The sequence below is a fragment of the Actinomadura terrae genome (assembly GCF_022751215.1).
In the GTDB taxonomy this organism is placed as follows: domain Bacteria; phylum Actinomycetota; class Actinomycetes; order Streptosporangiales; family Streptosporangiaceae; genus Spirillospora; species Spirillospora terrae.
Map to the genome: position 1 here is coordinate 418,268 of NZ_JAICDG010000006.1, position 23,269 is coordinate 441,536.

The following is a 23,269-nucleotide window of genomic DNA, read 5'->3' on the forward strand; positions in this document are numbered from 1 at the left end:
CGCCCAAGCGGGCCGGGCACTCCAAAATCGTATCTGATTCCGTGTACGTTAATTGCATCCCATCGACGGTGTCCAGACTTGGAGCGCGATATGAGCGAGGAATCCACGACGGCAGATCTCGTCCTCACCGGCGGAAGGGTCCACACCGTCGACGCCCGCGACCGCGTCGCCGAGGCGGTGGCAATCCGCGCCGGGCGGATCGCGCGCGTCGGCACCGCGAGCGAGATAGCTCCCCTGGTCGGAAAGGGTACGCGGCTCATCCCCCTGGAGGGGCGTTCCGTGCTTCCGGGCATCAACGATTCGCACCTGCACGGTGTCTGGCTCGGCCTGATGTGGCCGGGTCTGCTCATGGACCAGCTCGCCGGGACGGGCGGCCACACCCACGACGCGCCGACGCGGCTGGAGGGCGCCGAGCAACGGCGCAAGGCGATTCTGAAGACCGCAAACCTGCTCGCCTCGTTCGGCATCACCAGCTACACCGAGCCCGGCCTCGGCCCCGGCGAGGACGAGGGGCCGAGCGGCTGCTTCGGCTCGGCCGCGCTGCGCGACTACGCCGACCTGGCCGCGGAGGGGCTGCTGAAGGCCCGCGTCACCGCGTTGCTGCTGTTCGGGGAGCTGGACGGGCGCAGCTCGGCCGCCGGGTTCACCGAGGGCCTGCGCGACTTCAAGCCGCCGGCCGACGTCCCGGGCCGGTTCCGGGTCGCGGGCGTGAAGATCTTCGCCGACGGCATCCCGCCGATGCGCACGGCCTGGACCGACCGTCCCTACACCGACGGCTCGCACGGGTCGCTGCTGATCGACGGCGTGTCGGACGGGGAGCGCGAGGCGGCGCTGCGCACGATGATCGACGCGGCGCACGACGCCGGGCACCAGATCGGCGTGCACGCGACCGGCGACCGCGCGACGCGGGTCGTGGCGGACGCCTTCGCCGCGGCGCTGGCCAGGGACGGCCGCGACGCCCGGCACTACGTCATCCACGGCGACCTCCTCGCGCCCGCGACGCTCACCGTCCTCGCCTCCGCCGGGATCGGGCTGAACACCCAGGCGGGCATCCCGGTCGCGACCGAGCCGATGCTCGCCGGCGCGCTCGGCGAGGGCGCGCTGCGCGACGCCTGGCCCACCCGGGACGCCCTCGACGCGGGCGTGCGGCTGTGCCTCAGCTCCGACGCGCCGGTGCTCACCCCCGACTGGCGCGCCGGGCTGGCCGCCGCGGTCACGCGCCGCGGGCTCGACGGCGCGGTCCGCGGGGAGGCCCAGCGGCTCGCGGTCGCGGAGGCGCTGCGCGCCTACACGATCACCCCGGCGTGGCAGGACGGCGCCGAGGACCAGAAGGGCTCCATCGAGACCGGCAAGCTCGCCGACCTGTGCGTCCTGGACGGCGACCTGCTGGACGTGGAGCCGCAGGCCCTCCCCTCGGTGCCGGTGGCGATGACCCTCCTGGACGGCCGGGTCGTCCACGAGGCCTGAGCACACCGGAGTCGACCGCACCGGGCCTAACCGCACGGGGCCTAACCGCACCGGGCGGCGGCTCAGCGGGGCACCGGCGCGTCGGTGCCCCAGGAGGCCGCCGGGTCGACCACGTCCCGGTCGAGCCACAGCCCGGCCACGGCGTCGCGCAGCGCGTCGCCGTGGCGGGCGGCCAGGCCGAGGGCGGCCATGTTGTCCTCGAACTGCGCCACCCGGCTCACCCCGACCAGCACGTTCGCGACGGCGGGGTGGACGAGCGTGAAGGCGATCGCGACCTGCGCGGGCGTGGCACCGAAGCGGTCGGCGGCGCGGCGCAGCTCGGGGTAGGCGGCGCGGATCTTGTCCCGGATGCCGCCCGGGTCGGCGCCGATCTTGCGCTCGGGTTCGAGCCGCCCGGCGAGGATGCCGCCCTCCAGCACGTCGGAGGCCTGGAGGCCGAGGCCCTCGTGCTCGAACAGGTTCGACCACGGCTCGCCCTCGGGCACCGAGCGGCGCGCGATGCTGTACTTCAACTGCGCGAAGGAGGGCGCCACGAGGCCCTCGGCGGCGGCGAACCGGCAGGCGAACAGCACGTCGCCCGCCGACCAGTTGTTGACGCCCCAGTGGGTGAACCGCCCGGCGCGCACCAGCTCGGCGACCTCGGTGACCACCGTGTGCAGGTCGGGGCGCTCCATGAAGTCGCCGAGCACGACCATGTCGGCGTGGTCGGTGCCGATCCGGCCGAGCGAGACCTTCATCTGTTCGGCGAACGAGGAATTGGGGTAGTCCCAGAGCCAGAGCTTGCCGCAGATCAGGTAGTCCTCGCGCGCCAGCCCGGCGTCGTCGACCGCCTGCCCGAACAGGACGTCGGTGACGGCGTTCTCGGCGTGCGGGCCGAAGTTGTAGTGCGCGACGTCGAACAGGTCGACGCCCCGGTCCACCGCGAGCCGCACGAGGCGCGCCGCGTCCTCGCGGTCCATCCGGTCCCAGGTGTTCCAGGAGCCGAGCGCCAGGAGCGGGACTTCGGGGCCGTCCACGCCGAGCCGCCGCCTCGGCGCCCGTTCTGCGAACTCCATCGCTGACCTCCGATGAGGGTGATCGGGCGCGGGCGGCGCCCTGGCCGTTGACACTGCTGATCGTATAGCATCTGGCATATTCTTTACCGCGAAGGAGACATGTTCATGTCGCATCCCGCCCCGGGAACCGACCCGTCCGCCATTCTCGGCGTCGCCACCGGTTACATGGCCGCCAAGCAGCTGTTCGCGGCGAGCGAGGCGGGCCTGTTCGCCGCCCTCGCCGGCGGCCCGGCGACCGCGTCCGAGCTGGCGGAGCGGGCCGGAATCCCCGAGCGCACCACCCGGATCCTCGCCGACACGATGGCGGGCCTCGGCCTGCTCACCCGTGCGGACGGGCGGTACGCCAACACCCCCGCGACCTCGGCCTACCTGGCGGGCGGCACGCAGGAGACCGACCTGCGGCCGTTCCTGGCCTTCCTCGACGCGATCAGCTACGGGCACTGGCTCGGGTTCGCCGACACCAGCCGCACGGCCGAGCCGCAGAAGCTCGACCTCGGCGGCGACCGGATGCAGACGTTCCTCGGCGGCGTCATGACCTACAACGCCCTGCACGCCAGGATGCTGGCGGACAACTTCGACTTCACCCGCTTCTCCCGCATCCTGGACTTCGGCGGCCTGTCCGGCTCGTTCCTGGCCGAGGCCCTGCGTTCGGCCGAGAAGGCGCACGGCACCTTCCTGTCGGGCGGCGAGCTGGTCGAGTTCGCCCGCAAGGTGCTGGAGGACGCGGGCGTGGGCGACCGGATCGACGTCGTCCAGTCCGACCCGCTGACCGGCGACGTCCCCGAGGGCTTCGACCTCGTCCTGCTGGAGCACGTCGTGCACCGCTTCGACGCCGAGCAGAACAAGGCCATCGTCGAGCGCGCCCGCCGCGCCGCCGCGCCCGGCGCGACGCTCGTCCTGCTCGACTTCTTCCTCGACTCCGACCCCGAGCAGCGCGTCCTGGACGCCGTGCACGCCGGCGAGTACCTGGTCATCGACGGCACCGTCGTCTACCCCGAGGACGAGGTGCGCGGCTGGCTGACCGCCGCGGGCTGGGAGCCGGTCGAGACCCGCGCGCTGCCCGGCAGCCCGCGCATCATCATCGCGGAGGCGCGATGAGCGGCCGCGTCGTCCTCGTCACGGGCGGCGCGAGCGGCATCGGCCGCGGTGTCGCCGCCGCGTTCGCCGCCGCCGGCGACCGCGTGGTGATCGCCGACCGGGACGCCGAGGCGGCCGCCCGCGCCGCCAAGGAGCTCGACGCCCTCTCCGTGACCGTGGACATCACCGACGCCGCCTCGGTGGCGGCCGGGGTGGCGCAGGTAGCCGAGACCGTGGGCCCGATCGAGGTCCTGGTCAACAACGCCGGCCTCGTCGCGGGCGGCGGGCCGCTGGTGTCGCTGCCCATGGAGGTCTTCGACACGGTCGTCGCGGTGAACCTGCGCGGCACCTTCACCGTCACCCAGGCCGTCGCGAACCAGATGATCGAGCGCGGCGTCCGGGGCCGGATCGTCAACATCAGCTCGATCGGCGCCCGGCAGCCGACCGCCGGCCTCGGCCACTACGAGGCCACCAAGGCGGCGGTGGACGCCCTGACCCGCACCAGCGCCCTGGAGCTCGCGGGCCACGGCATCCGGGTCAACGGGGTCGCGCCGGGCCCGGTGCACACCCCGATGACGGCGGGCCTCATGGAGAACGCCGAGGCCCGTGCCGCGTGGGAGTCCCGGATCCCGCTCGGCAAGATCGCCACCACCGACGACATCGCCCCGCTCGTGGTCTTCCTCGCCTCCGCGCAGGCCGACCACATCACCGGCGCGGTCGTCCAGGTGGACGGCGGGCAGCTGCTCACCTGACCGCCCCCGAAAAAACGAACGCGCCGTTCCCCACCCTCGCCCGGCGGGAACGGCGTGTTTGTTTTCGAGCCCGTCTCCCGGTGCGGGAGGCGGAGACGACCTCAGATCTGGGGGTGCGGGGACCCGGGGTGGGCGCTGTGGAGGGCGTCGGCGGTCGCGTTCTTGTGCGCGCAGGCGATGCGCTCGATCTCCGACGGCTCGGCGCCCTTGGCGATGAGGTCGAGGATGTGCCCGTGCTCGACGACCGACCGCCGGGCGCGCCCGGGGACGTAGGTGAAGGTGGAGCGGCGCATGTGGTCCAGGCGCGTCCACTCCGCCTCGAGGAGGGCGCGCAGGTGCGCGTCCGGGCAGTGCTCGTAGATCGAGAAGTGGAACTCCCGGTTCAACGCGGTGAACGCCGTCGGGTCGAACTCGTCCAGCGCCTCGACCATCCGGTCGTTGATCTTGCGGGAGCGGGTGATCTGCGCCGGCGCCATGTGCGGGGCGGAGATCGCCGTCGCGTAGCCCTCCAGCCGCGCGAGGATCTGGAGGGTGTGCTCGACCTGCTCGGCGTCGAAGACCGCGACCCGCGCCCCGACGTTGCGGACGACCTCGACGAGGCCGTCGGACTGGAGGCGGCGCAGCGCCTCGCGCAGCGGGATCGTGCTGACGCCGGTCTCCTGGGCGAGCTGGTTGATGACCAGCCGGTAGCCCGGCACGTAGGTGCCCGCGAGAATCCGCGACCGCAACAGTTCGTAGCAGAACTCGGCCTTCGACTCCTTGGTCTTGGTCTGGTCCTGCTTCTTCGCACTCACCCGGTTCTCCTCATCCTGTGCCCCGAACCCCCGACTCCCAACGGTCCCCTCACCTCGCCAGCACGTCCAGGACGGTGTCGCGGAAGTGCGGGCCCCCGAGCACCTCGTGGTGCGCCCCGGGCACGGTGACCAGGCGGGCGCCGAGCGACCCGGCGAGGCCGTCGATTCCTCGTGTCAGCTCATCATTCTCGCCGACGACGAAGACGGGAAGAACCTTCGCATCCCAGGCGCCGCCCGCAAAGGGGGTGTCGCGGAGGCCTTCGACACACAGCGCGAGCCCGGGGGCGCGGTCGCCGTGCGCGGAGACCATGCCCGCGATCGCCGCGGTGAACGGGTCGGGGGCCTCCGCCCCCTCCTTGACGGCGCGGTGCAGGGCCTCGATGTCGACGGCGGTGAAGGGCTCCGCGGGGCTCAGCCCACCGAGGACGCTGCGCTCCACCCGCTCCGGCGCGGCCTCGGCGACGGCCCACGCGACGCGGGCGCCGAGCGAGTAGCCGGCGATGTCGAACGTCGTGGCGCCGGCCGCGTCCAGGACGGCCAGCAGGTCGGCGGCCAGGGCCGGAGCGGTCGCCTCCGCGGCGGTCGCGGGGACCGGGCTCGCGCCGTGCCCGCGCAGGTCGGGGATGATGACGGTGCGGCCGGCGGCCGTCAGCGCGGCGGCGAGGCCGGTGTCGATCCAGTCGCCGGCGCCGTCGGAGCCGAAGCCGTGGACGAGCAGCACCGGCGGCGCGTCGACGGGGGCGTCCGGGGTCAGCGTGCGCACGGCGAGACCTGCGGTGTCAGGCATCCTACAAGCACCTCCTAGAGGATTTCGCATACGATTTGCGATCATACTGTACGGAGACGCTCCGTCCCGTCGCGCGTACCCGCCTGGTTGGAACGATCGAAGTCACTCGCATTGCACCCTCGTCATCGTGCATGACTTCATATACGATTTACTCTGATCTCGTTCCGCGAGGTTTGCTTCCGTCCCCTCACAGGAGAGCTTCCGTGCCGCACCCGTTGGGCAACCGGCCCTCGAAGATCATCGCCGTGCACCTCAACTTCCCGTCGCGGGCGAGGGAGCGCGGCAGGATTCCGGCCGAGCCCTCGTACTTCCTCAAGCCGCCGTCCTCGCTCGCCGGGACCGGCGACCCGCTGGTCCGGCCGGCGGGCTGCGAGCTGATGACCTTCGAGGGCGAGATCGCCCTGGTCATCGGCCGCGAGGCGCGGCGGGTCTCCCCCGAGGACGCCTGGGAGCACGTCGCGTGGGTGACGGCGGCCAACGACGCGGGCGTGCACGACCTGCGCTACGCCGACCGGGGCTCCAACCTGCGCTCCAAGGGCTCGGACGGGTTCACCCCGATCGGCCCCCGGCTGCTGGACGCGCGGCGCCTCGACCCGGCCGCGCTGCGGGTGCGGACGTGGGTGAACGGCGAGGTGGTCCAAGACGACACGACCGACACGCTGCTGTTCCCGTTCGCGACGCTGGTCGCCGACCTGTCGCGGCTGGTGACGCTGGAGCCCGGCGACGTCATCCTGACCGGCACCCCCGGCGGCGCCTCGGTGGCCGCTCCCGGCGACACCGTCGAGGTCGAGGTCGGCACCGGCGAGGCCACCACCGGGCGGCTCAGCAACACGATCACCGTCGCCGACCAGCCGCTGGCGACCTGGGGCGCGATGCCCCGCGTGGACGACGCCGTCCGCTCCGACGCCTGGGGCCCCTCCTTCACCCCCGAGCCCGCCCTGGACGCCGCGACCGCCGAGGCGCTGCGGGGGCTGTCGACCGCCACGCTCAGCTCCCAGCTCCGCAAGCGCGGCTTCCAGCACATGAGCATCGACGGCGTCCACCCGGCCGACGGCGCGGCGAAGATGGTCGGCACCGCGCACACGCTGCGGTACCTGCCGCTGCGCGAGGACCTGTTCAAGGCGCGCGGCGGCGGCATGAACGCGCAGAAGCGCGCCATCGAGGAGCTGCGGCCCGGCCAGGTGCTGGTCATGGACGCGCGCCGGGACCCCTCGTCCGGCACGATCGGCGACATCCTCGCGCTGCGCGCCAAGGTGCGCGGCGCGGCCGGGGTGGTCACCGACGGCGGCCTGCGCGACAGCGCCACGGTCGCGGGCCTCGGGCTGCCGGTGTTCCACGCCGGCGCCCACCCCGCCGTGCTCGGCCGCCGCCACGTCCCGTGGGACACCGGCGTCCCGATCGCCTGCGGCGGCGCGCTGGTGCAGCCCGGCGACATCCTCGTCGGCGACCCCGACGGCGTCGTCGTGATCCCCCCGGACCTCGTCGCGGACCTCGTCGCGGACTCGGTCGAGCAGGAGGCGCAGGAACGTTTCATCACCGAGCGCGTCGCGGCCGGTGAGCCCGTCGAGGGCCTCTACCCGCTCGGCCCCCGCTGGCGCGAGGCCTACGACGCCTGGCGCCGCGAGGGCGGCCGCTGACCGGCCTCCCCTCCCCCACCGACCTTCCACCGACCGAGGAGCAGACGTGAAGTTCCGCACCGACCCGTCCACGATCCGCGGGTCCATCGCGCCCGTCGTGACCCCCTTCGCCGCCGACGGCGCCGTCGACCACGACGCGCTGCGCGGGCTGATCTGCTGGCAGCTGGAGTCCGGCTCGCACGGGATCTCGCTCGGCGGCTCCACCGGCGAGCCCAGCAGCCAGACCGTCGCCGAGCGGATCGCGGCCATCCGCACGGCGGCCGACGAGGTCGGCGACCGCGTCCCCTTCCTGCCCGGCACCGGATCGGCGAAGCTGGAGGAGACCCTGGAGGTCACCGCCGCCGCCCGCGACGCCGGCGCCGACGCCGCCCTGGTGATCACGCCGTACTACGCGCGGCCCACCCAGGAGGCCCTCTACCAGTGGTACGCGACGGTCGCGCGCGAGTTCCCCGACCTGCCGCTGGTCGTCTACAACGTCCCGTCCCGGACGTCGGTGGACATCGCGCCGGAGACGGTCCGCCGGCTGTTCACCGATTTCGACAACATCGTCGGGATCAAGGAGACCACCAAGGACTTCGAGCACTTCTCCCGCGTGCTGCACGCGTGCGGGCCCGAGCTGCTCGTGTGGTCGGGGATCGAGCTGCTGTGCCTGCCGCTGCTCGCCCTCGGCGGCGCCGGGTTCGTCAGCGCCGTCGCCAACCTCGCGCCCGCCGCCGTCGCCCGGATGTACGAGCTGTGGACGGCCGGGGACCAGGAGGGCGCCCGCGACCTGCACTACCGGCTGCACCCGCTCGTGGACCTGCTGTTCGTCGAGACCAACCCGGCGCCCGCCAAGTGGGTGCTGGAGCAGCGCGGCCGGATCCCCTCGGGGCACGTCCGGCCGCCGCTCGCCGCACCGTCCGAGCAAGCCCTCGTGCGCATCCGCGCACTGCTCGACCAGGGCGGCGACCTCGCCGCGGGCATCTGACCCGCGGCCGCGCCGTCCCGCCACCGAACCGGAAGAGAGCATCGATGCCCGTCCCCTCTGCACCCGCCCGCCCCGACGGCCTGCCGGAGCACATCCGGCACTGGATCGGCGGCGAGTTCGCCGACAGCGCCGGCGGAGCGGTCTTCGACGTCATTGACCCCGTCTCCAACACCCGCTACGCCACCGCGTCGGCGGGCGGCCCCGCCGACGTGGACAAGGCCGTCGCCGCGGCCCGCGCCGCCTTCCCCGCCTGGGCGGCCCTCGGCAACCGGGAGCGGGCGAACATCCTGACCCGCATCGCCGACGCCGTCGAGGCGCGCGAGGACCGGCTCGCCGAGTTCGAGTCGTTCGACTCCGGGCTGCCGATCACCCAGGCGCGCGGCCAGGCCCGCCGCGCCGCCGAGAACTTCCGCTACTTCGCCGACGTGATCGTCGCGCTCGGCGAGGAGGCGTTCCGGGTCGGCGATCAACAGCTCAACTACGTCGTGCGCACCCCGGCGGGCGTGGCCGGGCTGATCACGCCGTGGAACACCCCGTTCATGCTGGAGAGCTGGAAGCTCGCCCCGGCGATCGCGTCGGGCTGCACGCTCGTGCTCAAGCCCGCCGAGTGGACGCCGCTGTCGGCGGGCCTGTGGCCGGAGATCTTCACCGAGGCGGGCGTCCCGGCGGGCGTGGTCAACATCGTGCACGGCATCGGCGAGGAGGCGGGGCAGGCCCTCGTCGACCACCCGGACGTGCCGCTGCTGTCGTTCACCGGCTCCACCGACACCGGCCGGCACATCATGCGCTGCTCCGCGGACGGCCTGAAGGCGCTGTCCATGGAGCTCGGCGGCAAGTCGCCCGTCGTGGTGTTCGCCGACGCCGACCTGGACGCGGCGCTCGACTCGGTGATCTTCGGGGTGTTCTCGCTGAACGGCGAGCGCTGCACGGCGGGCTCCCGCGTGCTGGTGGAGCGCCCCGTCTACGAGGAGTTCACCCGCCGGCTCGCCGAGCGGGCCGAGAAGGTGCGGGTCGGGCCGCCGTCGGACCCGGCGACCGAGGTCGGCGCGCTCGTCCACCCCGAGCACTACGCCCGGGTGCTGGAGTACGTGGAGATCGGGCAGCGGGAGGCCAAGCTGGTCGCGGGCGGCGAGCGCCCCGCGCACCTGCCGGAGGGCAACTACCTCCAGCCCACCGTGTTCAGCGACGTCCCCCGGGACGCGCGGATCTTCCAGGAGGAGATCTTCGGGCCGGTTGTGGCCGTCGCCGCGTTCGACGGCGAGGACGAGGCGATCGACCTGGCCAACGCCACCCGCTACGGCCTCGCCGCCTACGTGTGGACGAGCGACCTGCGACGGGGCCACCGCATCGCGCACGCCGTCCAGTCGGGTATGGTCTGGGTCAATTCGCACAACGTCCGTGACCTGCGCACTCCCTTCGGCGGTGTGAAGGACTCGGGACTCGGACGCGAGGGCGGCGCGCACAGCATCGACTTCTTCTCCGAGTCCAAGATCGTGCACGTCATGCTGGGCGAGGTGCACACGCCCCGCTTCGGCGCCTAGGAGCACCCATGAGCACACCTCCCGACGTCATCCGCTCCGCCTACACGCAGCTCGCGGTGACGGACCTGGCGAAGTCCCGCTGGTTCTGGGTCGACATGCTGGGCCTGCACGTCCAGCACGAGGACGCCGAGACCCTCTACCTGCGCGGCACGGACGAGCTGACCCACCACTCCCTGGTGCTGCGGGCCGGGCCGGTCGCCGCGCTGGACCACCTCGCCTACCGGGTGCGCGCCCCCGAGGACGTCGACCGGGCCGAGCGGTTCTTCACCGAGCTCGGGCGGCCCGTCCGGCGCGTCCCGGCGGGGACGGGCACGCACGGCGTCGGCGACGCGGTCCGGGTCGTGGACCCGCTCGGCTTCACCGTGGAGTTCTTCCACGACATCGCCCGCGGGGAGCGCCTCATCCAGCGCTACGACCTGCACAAGGGCGCCCAGATCGCCCGGCTGGACCACTTCAACATCTGCACGCCCGACATCCCCGCCGCCTACGACCACTACCGCTCGCTCGGCTTCGGCTGCTCGGAGACGATCGAGGGCGACGAGCACGAGCTGTACGCGGCCTGGATGTTCCGCAAGCAGACCGTGCACGACGTGGCCTTCACCGGCGGCGCGGGCCCCCGCCTGCACCACATCGGCATGGCCACGCACGAGTCGCACCAGGTGCTGCGCACCGCCGACATCTTCGGGTCGCTCGGCAAGGAGCACCACATCGAGCGGGGGCCGGGGCGGCACGGGGTGTCCAACGCCTTCTACGTCTACCTGCGCGACCCCGACGGGCACCGGGTGGAGATCTACACCTCCGACTACTACACCGGCGACCCCGACCACGAGACGTACCGGTGGAACGTGCACGACGACCGCCGCCGCGACTTCTGGGGCAACGCGGTGATCGAGTCCTGGTACAAGGAGGCCTCCCCCGTCCTCGACCTGGACGGCCGCATCCAGCCGATCTCCGAGGCCGCGCTGGACGAGTCCGCCGTCCAGGTCGGCGCCGACGGGCTCGGCATCGTCGAGCCGTCCTGACCCACCCGCTCCCCATCAGACAACCCGGTCCCGCAGGATGTGCGGGGCCGGGTCTCCACTTTCCGGTCCGCTAGCCGTCGCGGAGCAGTTCCAGCGCCCGCCGCGACGGCGATCCCGGCGCGGCCGTGTACAGGACGACCCGCTGGTCGAGCCCCGGCACCGGCAGGATCTCGCAGTCCAGCTCCAGCTCCCCCACGACCGGGTGGACGGCGCGCTTGGTCAGCGTCCGCTGCACCTCGACCTCGCGGGCCGCCCACAGCGCGGCGAACTCGGGGCTGGCCGCCGACAGCTCGTCCACGATCTCCCGCACGCCCGGGTCGTCCGGGTAGCGGCCGCTCGCGCGCAGGTCCGCGACGCATCTGCGGGCCAGCGCGCGCCTGTCGTCGCGCAGCGGGCCGGAGAACAGCCAGCGCAGCGTGTTGCGCCGCTCGGCCGGCACGCCGGCGAGGTCGCCGATCAGTGCGGTGAGCATCCGGTTCCAGGCCAGCACGTCGTAGCACGCGTTGATCACCATGGCGGGGACGGCGTCGAGCCGCTCCAGCAGCCGCAGGACGTTGCCCGGCACCTCCCGGGACGGGCGCGGCGGCGGGCGTCCCGCGAAGCCCAGCAGGTAGTCGGCCTCGTCGCCCGACAGCCGCAGCGCGCGGCCGAGCGCGGTGAGCACCTGCCCGGACGGCCGCGGCCCTCGGCCCTGCTCCAGCCGGACGTAGTAGTCGACCGAGATGCCCGCCAGCAGCGCGACCTCCTCGCGCCGCAGCCCAGGGGTCTGCCGCCGCCCGCCGGGCGCGAGACCAGCCGCGCGCGGATCGGCGCGCTCCCGCCGGCTCCGCAGGAACCCCGCCAGCTCGCCCCTGTCCATCCGCCCATTCTGCCCCCGCCGGGGGTGGTATCGCGGGTCCCAGGCCCGGCCGTGCCTACCCCGCCCGCGCCGGACGGCGGCAGCCTGGGGGCCATGACGATCCTGGTCACCGGAGCGCGCGGGAAGATCGCGCGGAGCCTCGTCCACCGGCTGCTGGAGGGGGGTCACGACGTCCGCGCGGCGGGGCGCGACCCGTCCGCCGCAAGCCTTCCGCCGGGGGTGGAAGTGGTCGCGGCCGATCTCGCCGACCCCGGCACGCTCGGCCCGGCGCTCAAGGGCGCCCGCAAGGTGTTCGCCTACGCCGACCGGGGCGGCCTGGACGGCTTCGCCCGGGCCGCCGCCGAGGCGGGGGCCGAGCACATCGTGTTGCTGTCCGCCGTGGGCGCGTCCGCGTCCTCGGCCGACCCGATCGCCCGGATGCACAGCGCCGCCGAGCGGGCCGTCGCCGCCTCGGGGGTCCCGTGGACGTTCCTGCGCGCGGGCGGGTTCGCGTCCAACACCCTTCAGTGGGCCGGGACGATCCGCGCGGCGGGCGTGGTCCGCGACCCGTTCCCCGAGTCGCGGTCGGCGCCCGTCCACGAGGCGGACGTCGCGGCAGTGGCCCTGGCCGTCCTCACCGGCACCGGGCGGCACGGCGGCACGCCGGTCCTGACCGGCCCCGAGACGCTGACGCGCCGCAGGCAGGCCGAGCTGATCGGCGAGGCGCTCGGCCGCCGCCTGGGCTTCGAGATCCAGGATCTGGACGAATACCGCCGCGACCTGGCGCGGTGGGGGCCGCCCGAGGTGGCCGAGGCGCTCGTCCGGCATGCCGCAGACGCGGTGCACGCGCCGCTCCCGCCGACCGGGGCCGTCGAGGAGATCACCGGACGCCCGGCCCGGACGTTCGCCGCGTGGGCCCGCGACCACCGGGGCGACTTCGCCTGACGCCTCAGTCGGGGAGCATCGGCATCTGCGGTCCCGGGTCGTGGCCCAGCAGCACCGCCCGGGTGATCGCGGAGGAGCCGAACCGGTCCCGGACGCCGTCCACCGCCGCGTCCACCGCGCGGCCCCGCTCGAAGGGCAGCGCGAGCTGGACGGCCCGGTCGTCGTGCAGGCTCGCGAGCGACGCGCCCAGCAGCGTCAGGCCCCGGCTCTCGATCATCGGCGCGGCCGCCGCGAGCAGGCCGCGCAGCACGTCGAGGATCACCGGGGTCTCGGCGGTGGCCTGCGGGAGCGTCCGCGAGCGGCTCGCCCGGGCGAAGTCGCCGAACCGCACCCGGAGCGTGACCGTGCGGCAGACCCGGTGCGCCTTCCGCAGCCGCCCGCCGAGCCGGTCGGCGAGGCCCACGAGGATGACGTCCAGCTCCTCGGGCGTGCGGGGGCGGTTCCCGAGCGCCCGCTGGGCGCCGATGGAGCGGCGCCGGGCCCCGGTGCGCACCGGGCGCGGGTCGCGGCCCCGCGCGAGCGCGTGCAGGTGGCGGCCCGCGCCGGGGCCGAGCAGCGCGACCAGCGCGGCCTCGGGCATGTCCGCCACGCCGCCGACCGTGGTGATCCCGTAGCCGGCGAGCCTGGCGGCGGTGGCGGGCCCGACGCCCCACAGCCGCCGGACCGGCAGCGGGCGCAGGAACTCCAGTTCGCCGTCCGGCGGGACGACGAGCAGCCCGTCGGGCTTGGCGACGCCGCTGGCCACCTTGGCGAGGAACTTGGTCCGCGCGACCCCGACCGTGATCGGCAGCCCGACCTCCCCGGCGACCTCCCGCCGCAGCCGGGCCGCGACCGCGTCGGGGGCCGCCGCCAGCCCGCCGACATCGAGGAACGCCTCGTCGATCGACAACCCCTCCACCAGCGGCGTCGTCGCCCGGAACAGCGCGAACACCGCCCTGCTCGCCGCGCTGTAGGCGGCCATCCGGGGCCGGACCACGACCGCGCGCGGGCACAGCCGCCGGGCCTGGCCGCCGCTCATCGCGGTCCGCACCCCGAACGCCTTGGCCTCGTAGCTGGCCGCCAGCACCACGCCGCCACCCACGATCACCGGCCGGCCCCGCAGGGCGGGGTCGTCGCGCTGCTCGACCGAGGCATAGAAGGCGTCCAGGTCGGCGTGCAGGATCGTGGGCGCGGACACGAACATATGTTCGCATAGGCGCGGGTCAGCCGGTCATCGCGGGTCTCTCCCCGGCGTTGTCCAGAAAGCCCTTGAGCTCGCCCCGGATGGCGTTCAGCTCGGCGATCCGCTCGTCGAGGGCCGCCAGCTTCGACGCGACGAACTCGACGCTCGCGGCGCAGCGCTGCTCGGTCAGGTCGTGGTCGTCGAGGCAGGGCAGGAACCGCCGGACGTCGTCGCTGGTGAAGCCGAGCGCGAGCAGGCGCCGGATGTTGCGGACGCGCGTCACGGCCCGCGCGTCGTAGTGGCGGTAGCCGTTGCCCGCCCGCCGGGAATGCAGCAGGCCGTGCTGCTCGTAGTACCGCAGGGCCCGGGTGGTCGTCCCGGCCGCCGCCGCCAGCTCGCCGATGAGCATCGCCCCACCTCCCTCGCACCAGCGTCCCGCTCAGGCGATGCCGATGCCCCCGTCCACCCGGATCACCGAGCCGGTCACGTAGCCGGCCTCGGGGCGGGCGGCGGCGACGATCCACCACGCCACCTCCTCCGGCTCGGCGATCCGGCTCAGCGGAATGTGCTGAACCAGCTCGGTCCCCACCGCCTGGACCTGCTCGGGCGTGAAACCCGCGTGTTCGAGGACCGGTGTGCGGGTCACACCGGGCGCCACCGACACCACCCGGATGCCGCGCGGCGCCAGCTCCATCGCCCACGTGTGCGTCATGAAGTCCAGCGCCACCTTGCCGGCCCCGTACACGGTGTTGTTCGGCCATCCCCGCCCCGCCGGCATGGACGTGATGTTGACGATGGCGCCGCGGGTCCGCTCCAGCTGCGGCAGCGCCTCCTGCGCGAGGAACAGCGGGCCGAGCAGGTTGGTGGCGAACTGGCGCTCGGCCCCGTCGCGGTCGATCGCGCCCAGCTCGGCCGGACGGATGATCGCCGCGTTGTTCACCAGCACGTCGACCCGTCCGAACGCCTCGACCGCGGCCGCCACGATGCCCGCCGCCGCGCCGTCCTCGGCCACGTCGGCGACCTGGACCTCGATGCCCGGCGCCTCCCCGGCGACCTCCTTGAGCCGTGCCTCCGTCCGGCCGACGACCAGCACACGGGCGCCCTCGCCCGCGAACCGCAGCGCGGCCGCCCTGCCGATCCCCGTGCCCCCGCCCGTGACGATGACGGCCTTGCCCTCCAGCGCTCCCGACCCCATGGCTCGCGTCTCCTCCCGATCGTTCGCGGAACGCAGGCGACGCTAGGGCCTGACCCCGGCGTCAAGGTCAAGCCCCAAGCGTCGCCGACAGGCGTCGCCGACAGCGTCTCCGGCAGGGCGGTCACGGGGTGGCGAGGGCCTCGGTCGGCGCGAGGCGCGCGGCGCGGATCGCCGGGTACAGGCCCGCGACACCGCCGATGACCAGCGTCGCGAGGACGCCGCCCGCCATCGCCCACGGCGGCACCACCGTCGGCCAGCCGCGCGTCACCGCGAACACCGCCGTGACCGCGACGCCGAGCACGACGCCGCCCACCCCGCCGAGCGCGGCCAGCAGCTGCGACTCGGTGAGGAACTGGAGCCTGATCTGCCCCCGGGTCGCGCCGAGGGAGCGGCGCAGCCCGATCTCGGCGCGCCGCTCCAGGACGGAGATCACCATCGTGTTGGCGACGCCGACGCCGCCGACCAGCAGCGCGACCGCGCCGAGGCCGAGCAGCAGGCCGGTGAAGGCCCGGTCCGCGGCGTGCTCGGCCGCGAGGGCGTCCGAGGGGCGGCTCACCTCGACCTCGTTCGGCGCCTGCGGGCTGGCGGTCGCGGCCAGCAGGTCCCGGACCGCGCCGACGGAGTCCTTGCGCGCGCGGGTGTAGACGGTGGTGGGGTGCCCGTCGAAGCCGAGGTGCGCGCGCGCCGCGTCCCAGCCCACGAGCGCGGCCGAGTCCAGCTCCGGCGCGAGCTCGGCGGGGTCGAGCACGCCGACGACGGTGAACCAGCGGGAGCCGAGCCACACCTGCGTGTTCGGGGTGGACACGCCGAGGCGCGCGGCGGACTCCGCGCCGAGGACGACGGCGGGGTAGCGGGCCGTCCCGGCGTTGAGCCAGGCGCCCGCCGCGACGCGCAGCCCGATCGTGCGGGGCAGGTCCAGCCGCGCCGCGAGGACGGTGATCCCGCCGCTCTCCGCCTCGGGGATGCGGTCGTTGCGGTAGACGTGGACGCTCCCGACCCTGCCGGTGGCCGACGCGGACTCGACCCCGGGAATCCGGCCGACCATCCCGACCGCCTCCACGGGCAGCCGCGCGTCTCCGCCGAACAGGTCCCGACCCGGTCCGGCGGTCAGCAGGTTGGTGCCGAGCCGGTCGAGGGTGGCCTGGAGCTGCGCGCGGCTGGAGGTGGAGATCCCGACGACGCCGACCATCGCGGCGATGCCGATCGCGATCCCGAGCGCGGACAGGAACACCCGCGCCGGGCGGGCCCGCAGCCCCGCCGCGCCGACACGCAGGACGTCCCGGGGGCCGAGGCGCGCGGGCACGATCCGCCTCACCGTCCCGCCTCCGCCCGTGCTTCCGTCCGCGTGTCCGCATGGGCGGTGTCGCGGACGATCCGTCCGTCGCGCATCCCCACCTGGCGGGGCGCCATCGCGGCGATGTCCCGGTCGTGGGTGATCAGCACGACCGTGGTGCCGGCCTCCGCCAGCTCGCGCAGCAGCGCCAGGACTCCGGCCCCCGAGGCGGAGTCGAGGGCGCCGGTCGGCTCGTCGGCCAGCAGCAGCGCCGGCCCGCCGACCACCGCGCGGGCGATCGCGACCCGCTGCCGCTCCCCGCCCGACAGCTCGTGCGGACGGTGCCGGAGGCGGTGCCCGAGCCCCACCCGCTCCAGGGCCTCGCGGGCGCGGGCGCGCCGCCGCGCGAGCGGCACTCCCCCGTACAGCAGCCCGTCGGCGACGTTGTCGAGCGCGCTGACGCCCCCGGCGAGGTGGAACCGCTGGAAGACGAACCCGATCGCGCGGGCGCGCAGCGCCGACAGCCGCCGGTCGCTCAGCTGGGAAACGTCGCGCCCCTCGACGAGGACCGTCCCCGCGCTCGGCCGGTCCAGGGTGCCGAGCAGGTGCAGCATCGTCGACTTGCCGGAGCCCGACGGCCCGGCGATCGCGACGAGCTCGCCCGCCCCGACGCCGAGCGACACCGCGTCCAGCGCCGTGACCCCGCCCGCGTAGGTCTTGCTGACCTCGCGCAGCTCCACGACCGCGCTCATGCGGGCACCCCCACCTTCATGCCCTCCGCCAGCCCGGCGCCGGACACCTCGACCTTCCCGCCGGCGAACACGCCCGTCTCGACCGGGACGGCGCGGACCGCCCCGTCCCGGACGACCTGCACCGCGTAGCCGCCGTCGCCCCGCGCGAGCAGCGCCGCGACCGGCACGGCGAGCACGCCGGCGTGCCGGCCCGCGGTGAGGCCCACCTCGACCGGCGCCTTGTCGTAGGAGCCGAGCGAGCGCTGTCCCCTTACGGCGACGGTGACCTGGACCGTCGTCGGGTCGTCGTCGTCGCGTCCCTGCTTGGCGACCTTCCCGACGGAGCTGACGCGGCCCCTGGTGGTGCCGCCGTCCGGCAGCTGGATCTCCACCTCCGCACCCTCCTTGGCGAGCCGCTGGTACCGCACGTCCAGGTCGATTTCGACGACCCGGGTCGTCCCCGTCCAGGTCAGGACGGGGCCGCCGGTGCGGTCGCCCACGGCCGCCTTGCGCTCGGCCACCCGGATCTCGCCGGGGGCGACCAGCACGGCGCCGGGCGCGATCGTCCCGGTCTCGGCGACGTCGAGGTCGTCCTGCCAGCGCTTCACGGCGGCGGCGGTGCCGGAGCCGAAGCTCGTGTCGACGGTGAACCCGGTGTAGCCGAGGGCGCGCAGGTTCCGTTCGAGCTGGAGGACGTCCGGGCCTCTGACCCCCTCGGCGAGGGTCCGGTAGAGCGGCAGGCGGCCGTACAGGAGCGGCACGGGCTCGTTGTCGACCCGGTACGCCGGACGGCCGCGCGCGATCACCGTCCCCGGCCCGGCGATCCAGGTCAGCGTGCCACGCCCGGCGGCGGTGACGGTGCGCGCGGTGCCGTAGCCGAGCGTTCCGTCCACCCGCTGGGTCTCGACCAGCGTCGTCCGCTCGACGGGCGCGGTGGCGGGCGGCAGATTCCCGCGGGCGGCGGCGGGCCCCTCCCCGCCGCCGAGCCCGGCGGCGGCGAGCCCCGCGCCGCCGGCCACGACCACCCCCGCCGCGCTCAGGGCGGCGACGCGCGTCCTGCTCAATTCCCGTCGCCCTGGGACGTGGAGGACGACTTCTCCCCCGGGGCGTACTTCCGGCACGCCTTCTCGGCGTTCTTGAACGTCTGGCTCTGCGGGTCGAGCCCCGTCCCCTTCCCGGCCTTCAGGAGGATGCCGCCGTCGGGTGCGGGGTCGGGGAACCGGGGGACGCCGTTGTCGCGCATGCACTTGGAGAACGCCCGCTGTTTCGCGATCTCCTCCGGCTTCGGCTTGGGGGGTTTGCCGCCGTTCGGCATCAGGCTCCGGCATGCGCGCTGCGCCTCGTCCATCGGCCCCGAGCCGCCGTCGGACCTGTCCTTGCCCTGCCCGGGCGGCGCCGACATCTTCATGGTGAGCTTGCCGTCCCCGGACGGGTCGTCCATTTCCACGCCGTGGTCGCGCATGCACTGCGCGTACTTGCGCATCCTCTCCTGGTCGCTGACGGCCTTGGCGGTGCTCTTCCCGCCCGTACCGCCGTCGCCTCCCCCGCACGCCTGCGCCCCGAGGGCGAGCACCGGTACCAGGGCCAGCGCCGCGAACGTCCGTCGTCGCATCGGATGGGCCTCCTGTTCGTCGCGCCGGACCTCTTCCGGCGGCGCACGCCAGTCCAGCGGCGCGGCGATAACCCCGCCGTAACCACTCGCGTTATGCCGGCGTTACGCCCGCTGCACGAAGCTGATCCGGCAGACGACGAGCGTGATGTGGGGGCGGCAGAGGTGCGCGTACTGATCGCCGAGGACGAGCGGATGCTCGCCGATTCGATCGCCGAGGGCCTGCGGGCCGAGGCCCTGGCCGTGGACGTCGTCTACGACGGGGACGCCGCGCTGGAGCGGCTCGGGGTCAACGACTACGACGTGCTCGTCCTGGACCGGGACCTGCCGGTCGTGCACGGCGACGAGGTGTGCCGGGCGGTGGCGGGGCCGGGCGCGCTCGTCCGGGTGCTGATGCTCACCGCCGCCGCGGCCGTCCCCGCGCGGGTCGACGGGCTGCGGCTCGGCGCCGACGACTACCTGACCAAGCCGTTCGCGTTCGAGGAGCTGGTGGCGCGGATCCTCGCGCTCGGCCGGCGGGCCCGCCCGGCGGCGCCGCCGACGCTGGAGCGCCGCGGCGTCCGGCTGGACCCCGCCCGCCGGGAGGTCCACCGCGACGGCCGCCGCGTCCAGCTGGCGCGCAAGGAGTTCGGGCTGCTCGCCGAGCTGCTGCGCGCGGACGGGGCGGTCGTGTCCACCGAGCGGCTGCTGGAGAAGGTGTGGGACGAGCACACCGACCCGTTCACCAACACGGTCCGGGTGACGCTGATGAAGCTGCGCCGCAAGCTCGGCGACCCACCGGTCATCGAGACCGTCCCGGGAGTGGGGTACCGGATTCCATGACGGGGCCCGCCGAGCGGCTGCGGCCGACGATCCGGATGCGGCTGGCGCTGCTGTTCACCGGGCTCTTCCTGGCGGCCGGGACCGTCCTGCTGGGGCTGACCTACCTGCTGGTCGAGAACAGCCTCCACGAGCCGGCGGGCGGCGGCCAGACCGACCGTGTCTTCGCGCGGGCCGGCGCGGCTCCGCTCCCGGGCGAGGTGACGCCCGCCGAGCCGCCCGGGGCCTCCATCAGCGCCCAGAAGTTCCAGGGCGAGGTGCGCAAGGCGGCGGCGAACTCCCAGAGCGAGACGCTCGACGCGCTGCTCACCCGGGGCGCGATCGCGCTCGGGCTGGTCGGCGCGGCGGCGCTCGGGCTCGGCTGGCTGCTCGCCGACCGGGCGCTGCGGCCCGTCCACATGATCACCGAGACGGCGCGGCGGGTGGCGCGCAGCCACGACCTGACCGAGCGGATCGCCTACGCCGGGCCCGGCGACGAGGTCCGGGAGCTGGCCGACACCTTCGACATGATGCTCGGCCGGCTCGCGCGGGCGTTCGACGGCCAGCGCCGGTTCGTCGCCAACGCCTCGCACGAGCTGCGCACCCCGCTCGCCATCAACCGGACGCTCGTCGACGTCGCGGTGCGGCGCCCGGGCGCGAGCGAGGACGTCAAACGGCTCGGCGAGTCGCTGCTGGTCGTCAACGGGCGGCACGAGCGGCTCATCGACGGGCTGCTGACGCTGGCGGGCACCGAGAACGTGCCGGTGGACCCCGTCCCGGTGGACCTCGCGGACGTCGCCGCGCACGTCCTCGACCAGGCCGCCGCCGAGGCCCGCGACCGCGGCCTCACCACCGACCGCGAGCTCGGCCCGGCGCCCACCGCGGGCGACCCCGTCCTGCTGGAGCGGCTCGTGCAGAACCTGGTCGAGAACGCCGTCCGGCACAACCACGACGGCGGCGAGCTCTCGGTCCGCACCCGGAGCCGGGACGGGTGGGCGGAGGTCGTCGTGTCCAACACCGGCCCGGCCGTCCCCGGCTACGACATCGAGGCGATCTTCGAGCCGTTCCGGCGGCTCGGCAACGACCGGGTGCGCTCGGACCGCGGCTCGGGGCTCGGGCTGTCGATCGTCCGCGCCACCGCGACCGCGCACGGCGGGACGGTGACGGCGGCGCCGCGTCCGGGCGGCGGGCTGGAGGTCACGGTCCGGCTGCCGGGGCCGTAGGCGCCGCGTCCCGGGGAGCGGGCCCCTCTCCAGGCCGGTCCCCGCCAGGCGGGCCCCCGCTAGGCGGGGGCTCGGCGCGGTGGCGGGCGGCGGACGCCCCGTACGCGACGGCGGCCCCGGCGACGGCGTAGGCGGCCAGCACCCATAGGGCGCGGGTGATGTCGTGTCCGGAGAAGTAGACGATGTTGCGCACCGCCGTCGTCGCCGCGCCCGTCGGGATCCAGTCCCCGATCGCGCGCCAGAACGCGGGCAGCAGCGGCTTCGGATACGCGCCGCCCGCGCTCGGGTTGCCGAGCACGACGAACACCAGGATCGCCAGCCCGATCCCGACCATGCCGAACAGGACCTGGAACGCGACGGTGGCCGCCGCCGTCGCGAACACCACCAGCGCGCCGATCGCCCACAGCGCCAGCAGGTGGCCGGGCAGCGCGCCCAGGACCGGCCCGGCGATGACGGCGCCGCCGAGCCCGGACACGACCGCGTAGACGGCGAGCGCGCCGAGCCGGATCAGCGTGCGGTGCGGGTTGGCCGGGCGGGCGCCGCCCGCGATGCCGAGGATCGCGGCGACGAGGTACCCGCCGACGATCCAGCCGATGACGAGGTAGAACGAGGACAGGCCCCGGCCGTCCTCGGCGCCGGGCGGCCGGATGTCCACCACCCGGACCTGCCGGTGCTCGGCGGTCTCCAGCCGTTCGGCGATCAGCTGGGCGGTGCTGGACAGGGCCGGGCCCCCGGCGGAGGCGACCAGCAGCGTGTCGGTGCCGCCGCGCGGATCGATGATGATCGCCGCCTCGACGTCGCGTTCGAGGATCGCGCGCCGCGCGTCCTGCTCGGAGCCGGACGTCCGCGCCTTGACCGGGTCCCCGTCCAGCCCGTTGAGGCGGGCCACCACCGGGCCCGCCACCCGGTCGGGGGCGACCACCGCGACCGGGATGCGGTGCGGCGTCGGCGAGTGGAACGCCCCGATGTAGGACAGGATGAACCCCAGCTGGAGGACCAGCACGCCCGCGACCAGGGCCATCGAGCGCGGCGTGACCGCGTCGCGGAGTTCGGCGGTGAAGCCGCGCCCGGGGCGCTCCGGGCCGGACGGCGCTCGTGTGCTCATGCGGCTCACCTACCCCGTCGGGGCCCTCTTGCGCCTCCCGCCCCACCCGCGTTCCCACCTGCGCCGACACGACGGGGCGACGAGCGGACGGAGCGTCGCCCGCGCGGCCCGGCGCCGGTCCGGGGTAGCGTCTGCCCAATGACGAGTGCCGAACTGCTCACCGACGCCTTCGACCGGGTCCGGGAAGAGGTCCACAGCGCGGCCCACGGGCTCACGGCCGAGCAACTCCACTTCCGCGCCGACCCCGACGCCAACTCGATCGCCTGGCTGCTGTGGCACCTCACCCGGGTCCAGGACGACCATGTGGCCGAGGTCGCCGGGACGCCCCAGGTGTGGACGGAGGACGGCTGGGAACCGCGTTTCGGGCTGCCCTTCCCCCCGTCCGAAACGGGTTACGGGCATTCCAGCGCCGAGGTCGCGGCCGTCCGGGTCGAATCACCGGAGCTGCTGACCGGCTACCACGACGCGGTCCACGACCGGGCCGTCGCCTACGCGGGCACGCTGGTCGACGGCGACCTCGGCCGCGTGGTGGACGAGGCGTGGGACCCGCCGGTCACGCTCGCCGTCCGGCTGATCAGCGTGATCTCCGACGGGCTCCAGCACGCGGGGCAGGCGGCGTTCGTGCGCGGGCTCGTCCTGCGCTCCTGAACCCGGGCCCCGGGCCCGTACACCGGGCCTCGCCGCGGCGGCTCAGGGCGCGCAGGAGCGGCCGGGGTCGGCCCCGGTGATCTCCGGCATGGCGGCCAGAGCCTCGGGCAGGCTCGGGTAAATCGTGAGGCGCTGGTCGAGGTTGGTGACCTGGAGGACGCGGGCGACCCGCTCGGTCACCGGCCCGGCCAGCGCCGCGCTGCCGCCGCGTCCCTCGGCGGCGAGGTAGAAGCGCAGCAGCAGGCTCAACCCGCTGGAGTCGAGGAAGAGCAGCGGCGCGAGGTCGAACACCAGGTGCTCGCCGTGCTCGCGGCGCCCGTCGCGGATGGCGCGCTCGGCCTGCTGCACGGCGGCCAGGTGCAGCTCGCCCGCCAGCGTGATCACGGTGCGCGGGCCCTCGGCCCGGCACGTGACGGTGCACCCGGTCATCGGTCCTCCCCACCTTCTCCGGGGCCCGCCCGCGATGGGACGCCCCGACGACTGCCGCAGTGCCCGATTGTCCCCTGCCGGGGCCGGGACGGAGGTATCGAACGGGGAATCACGCTGCCCGCCTCGCGTCCGAAACCGGCCTGTTCCCGCCCGGTCGAGCAGATGCGCGAGAGACGGGTGGGGTGGTAGGCGAGATCGGCGGGGACGCGTCGCG

Annotated in this window: 24 protein-coding genes; 11 read left to right on the forward strand and 13 right to left on the reverse strand. The window is 74.6% G+C overall.

The genetic code is table 11. The features are described 5' to 3' along the window. The first annotated feature begins 90 nt into the window (after positions 1–90). Positions 91–1,467 (forward strand): amidohydrolase, encoded by a 1,377-nt coding sequence (locus K2F47_RS33800; RefSeq protein ID WP_242910179.1) that lies wholly within the window; start codon positions 91–93, stop codon positions 1,465–1,467. 62 nt (positions 1,468–1,529) lie between these two features. On the opposite strand, the gene K2F47_RS33805 is transcribed toward K2F47_RS33800, so the two are convergent. Further along, the gene (locus K2F47_RS33805) at positions 1,530–2,522 is read right to left on the reverse strand and encodes an aldo/keto reductase (protein ID WP_242910180.1); all 993 of its coding nucleotides are present in this window, start codon (positions 2,520–2,522) and stop codon (positions 1,530–1,532) included. Between the two features lie 105 nt (positions 2,523–2,627). On the opposite strand from K2F47_RS33805, the gene K2F47_RS33810 reads away from it, so the two are divergent. Next, on the forward strand, positions 2,628–3,620 hold the full coding sequence (locus tag K2F47_RS33810) for a methyltransferase (RefSeq protein WP_242910181.1): 993 nt from the start codon (positions 2,628–2,630) through the stop codon (positions 3,618–3,620). Next, positions 3,617–4,351 (forward strand): SDR family NAD(P)-dependent oxidoreductase, encoded by a 735-nt coding sequence (locus tag K2F47_RS33815; protein WP_242910182.1) that lies wholly within the window; start codon positions 3,617–3,619, stop codon positions 4,349–4,351. Before K2F47_RS33810 ends, K2F47_RS33815 begins: the two co-directional genes overlap by 4 nt. A 101-nt stretch (positions 4,352–4,452) precedes the next feature. Here the strand turns inward: K2F47_RS33815 and K2F47_RS33820 are convergent, their stop codons facing one another. Both K2F47_RS33820 and K2F47_RS33825 read right to left on the reverse strand, forming a co-directional pair. After that, on the reverse strand, positions 4,453–5,145 hold the full coding sequence (locus K2F47_RS33820; protein ID WP_242910183.1) for a GntR family transcriptional regulator: 693 nt from the start codon (positions 5,143–5,145) through the stop codon (positions 4,453–4,455). A 49-nt stretch (positions 5,146–5,194) separates the two neighbouring features. Beyond that, positions 5,195–5,932: an alpha/beta fold hydrolase gene (locus tag K2F47_RS33825; RefSeq protein ID WP_242910184.1), complete on the reverse strand. Its 738-nt coding sequence runs from the start codon at positions 5,930–5,932 to the stop codon at positions 5,195–5,197. Positions 5,933–6,135: 203 nt separating this feature from the next. Between K2F47_RS33825 and K2F47_RS33830 the strand changes: the two genes are divergently transcribed. The 4 genes from K2F47_RS33830 to hpaD are packed head-to-tail and all read left to right on the forward strand — an operon-like array spanning position 6,136 to position 11,099. Next, entirely contained in the window at positions 6,136–7,569 is a 1,434-nt protein-coding gene (locus K2F47_RS33830) for a fumarylacetoacetate hydrolase family protein (RefSeq protein ID WP_242910185.1), read from the forward strand. A 46-nt stretch (positions 7,570–7,615) separates the two neighbouring features. Then, complete coding sequence (gene dapA, locus K2F47_RS33835) at positions 7,616–8,536, forward strand: 4-hydroxy-tetrahydrodipicolinate synthase (protein WP_242910187.1); 921 nt, start codon at positions 7,616–7,618, stop codon at positions 8,534–8,536. Positions 8,537–8,580: 44 nt separating this feature from the next. Then, positions 8,581–10,077 (forward strand): 5-carboxymethyl-2-hydroxymuconate semialdehyde dehydrogenase, encoded by a 1,497-nt coding sequence (hpaE, locus tag K2F47_RS33840; RefSeq protein ID WP_242910189.1) that lies wholly within the window; start codon positions 8,581–8,583, stop codon positions 10,075–10,077. An 8-nt stretch (positions 10,078–10,085) separates the two neighbouring features. After that, complete coding sequence (gene hpaD, locus K2F47_RS33845) at positions 10,086–11,099, forward strand: 3,4-dihydroxyphenylacetate 2,3-dioxygenase (RefSeq protein WP_242910191.1); 1,014 nt, start codon at positions 10,086–10,088, stop codon at positions 11,097–11,099. 70 nt (positions 11,100–11,169) lie between these two features. Here the strand turns inward: hpaD and K2F47_RS33850 are convergent, their stop codons facing one another. Beyond that, positions 11,170–11,958, reverse strand: coding sequence for a helix-turn-helix transcriptional regulator (locus K2F47_RS33850; protein WP_242910193.1), 789 nt, complete (start codon positions 11,956–11,958; stop codon positions 11,170–11,172). 93 nt (positions 11,959–12,051) lie between these two features. Here K2F47_RS33850 and K2F47_RS33855 point away from each other — a divergent pair, with 93 nt between their 5' ends. After that, positions 12,052–12,882 (forward strand): NAD(P)H-binding protein, encoded by an 831-nt coding sequence (locus K2F47_RS33855; protein WP_242910195.1) that lies wholly within the window; start codon positions 12,052–12,054, stop codon positions 12,880–12,882. 4 nt (positions 12,883–12,886) lie between these two features. Here K2F47_RS33855 and dinB read toward each other — a convergent pair whose 3' ends face one another. The 7 genes from dinB to K2F47_RS33890 form a co-directional block, all read right to left on the reverse strand. Beyond that, positions 12,887–14,065: a DNA polymerase IV gene (gene dinB, locus K2F47_RS33860; RefSeq protein ID WP_272497814.1), complete on the reverse strand. Its 1,179-nt coding sequence runs from the start codon at positions 14,063–14,065 to the stop codon at positions 12,887–12,889. A 19-nt stretch (positions 14,066–14,084) separates the two neighbouring features. Further along, positions 14,085–14,453: a MerR family transcriptional regulator gene (locus tag K2F47_RS33865; RefSeq protein WP_242910199.1), complete on the reverse strand. Its 369-nt coding sequence runs from the start codon at positions 14,451–14,453 to the stop codon at positions 14,085–14,087. A 30-nt stretch (positions 14,454–14,483) separates the two neighbouring features. Beyond that, the gene (locus tag K2F47_RS33870) at positions 14,484–15,239 is read right to left on the reverse strand and encodes an SDR family NAD(P)-dependent oxidoreductase (RefSeq protein ID WP_242910201.1); all 756 of its coding nucleotides are present in this window, start codon (positions 15,237–15,239) and stop codon (positions 14,484–14,486) included. A 121-nt stretch (positions 15,240–15,360) separates the two neighbouring features. After that, positions 15,361–16,554, reverse strand: coding sequence for an ABC transporter permease (locus K2F47_RS33875; protein WP_242910203.1), 1,194 nt, complete (start codon positions 16,552–16,554; stop codon positions 15,361–15,363). Next, on the reverse strand, positions 16,551–17,264 hold the full coding sequence (locus K2F47_RS33880) for an ABC transporter ATP-binding protein (RefSeq protein ID WP_242910205.1): 714 nt from the start codon (positions 17,262–17,264) through the stop codon (positions 16,551–16,553). Before K2F47_RS33880 ends, K2F47_RS33875 begins: the two co-directional genes overlap by 4 nt. Then, the gene (locus K2F47_RS33885) at positions 17,261–18,307 is read right to left on the reverse strand and encodes a peptidoglycan-binding protein (protein WP_242910207.1); all 1,047 of its coding nucleotides are present in this window, start codon (positions 18,305–18,307) and stop codon (positions 17,261–17,263) included. Before K2F47_RS33885 ends, K2F47_RS33880 begins: the two co-directional genes overlap by 4 nt. Beyond that, entirely contained in the window at positions 18,304–18,855 is a 552-nt protein-coding gene (locus K2F47_RS33890; RefSeq protein ID WP_242910209.1) for a hypothetical protein, read from the reverse strand. The genes K2F47_RS33885 and K2F47_RS33890 overlap by 4 nt, the downstream gene beginning before the upstream one ends. A 162-nt stretch (positions 18,856–19,017) precedes the next feature. Between K2F47_RS33890 and K2F47_RS33895 the strand changes: the two genes are divergently transcribed. Beyond that, positions 19,018–19,674, forward strand: coding sequence for a response regulator transcription factor (locus K2F47_RS33895; protein ID WP_242910211.1), 657 nt, complete (start codon positions 19,018–19,020; stop codon positions 19,672–19,674). Further along, positions 19,671–20,873 (forward strand): sensor histidine kinase, encoded by a 1,203-nt coding sequence (locus K2F47_RS33900; RefSeq protein WP_242910212.1) that lies wholly within the window; start codon positions 19,671–19,673, stop codon positions 20,871–20,873. Before K2F47_RS33895 ends, K2F47_RS33900 begins: the two co-directional genes overlap by 4 nt. Here the strand turns inward: K2F47_RS33900 and K2F47_RS33905 are convergent. Next, complete coding sequence (locus tag K2F47_RS33905; protein ID WP_242910214.1) at positions 20,848–21,978, reverse strand: DUF3533 domain-containing protein; 1,131 nt, start codon at positions 21,976–21,978, stop codon at positions 20,848–20,850. The genes K2F47_RS33900 and K2F47_RS33905 overlap by 26 nt on opposite strands. A 138-nt stretch (positions 21,979–22,116) precedes the next feature. On the opposite strand from K2F47_RS33905, the gene K2F47_RS33910 reads away from it, so the two are divergent. Beyond that, positions 22,117–22,626, forward strand: a complete 510-nt coding sequence (locus K2F47_RS33910; protein WP_242910216.1) for a mycothiol transferase — start codon at positions 22,117–22,119, stop codon at positions 22,624–22,626. Positions 22,627–22,668: 42 nt separating this feature from the next. Here the strand turns inward: K2F47_RS33910 and K2F47_RS33915 are convergent, their stop codons facing one another. After that, the gene (locus K2F47_RS33915) at positions 22,669–23,055 is read right to left on the reverse strand and encodes an STAS domain-containing protein (protein WP_242910218.1); all 387 of its coding nucleotides are present in this window, start codon (positions 23,053–23,055) and stop codon (positions 22,669–22,671) included. Positions 23,056–23,269: the final 214 nt, after the last annotated feature.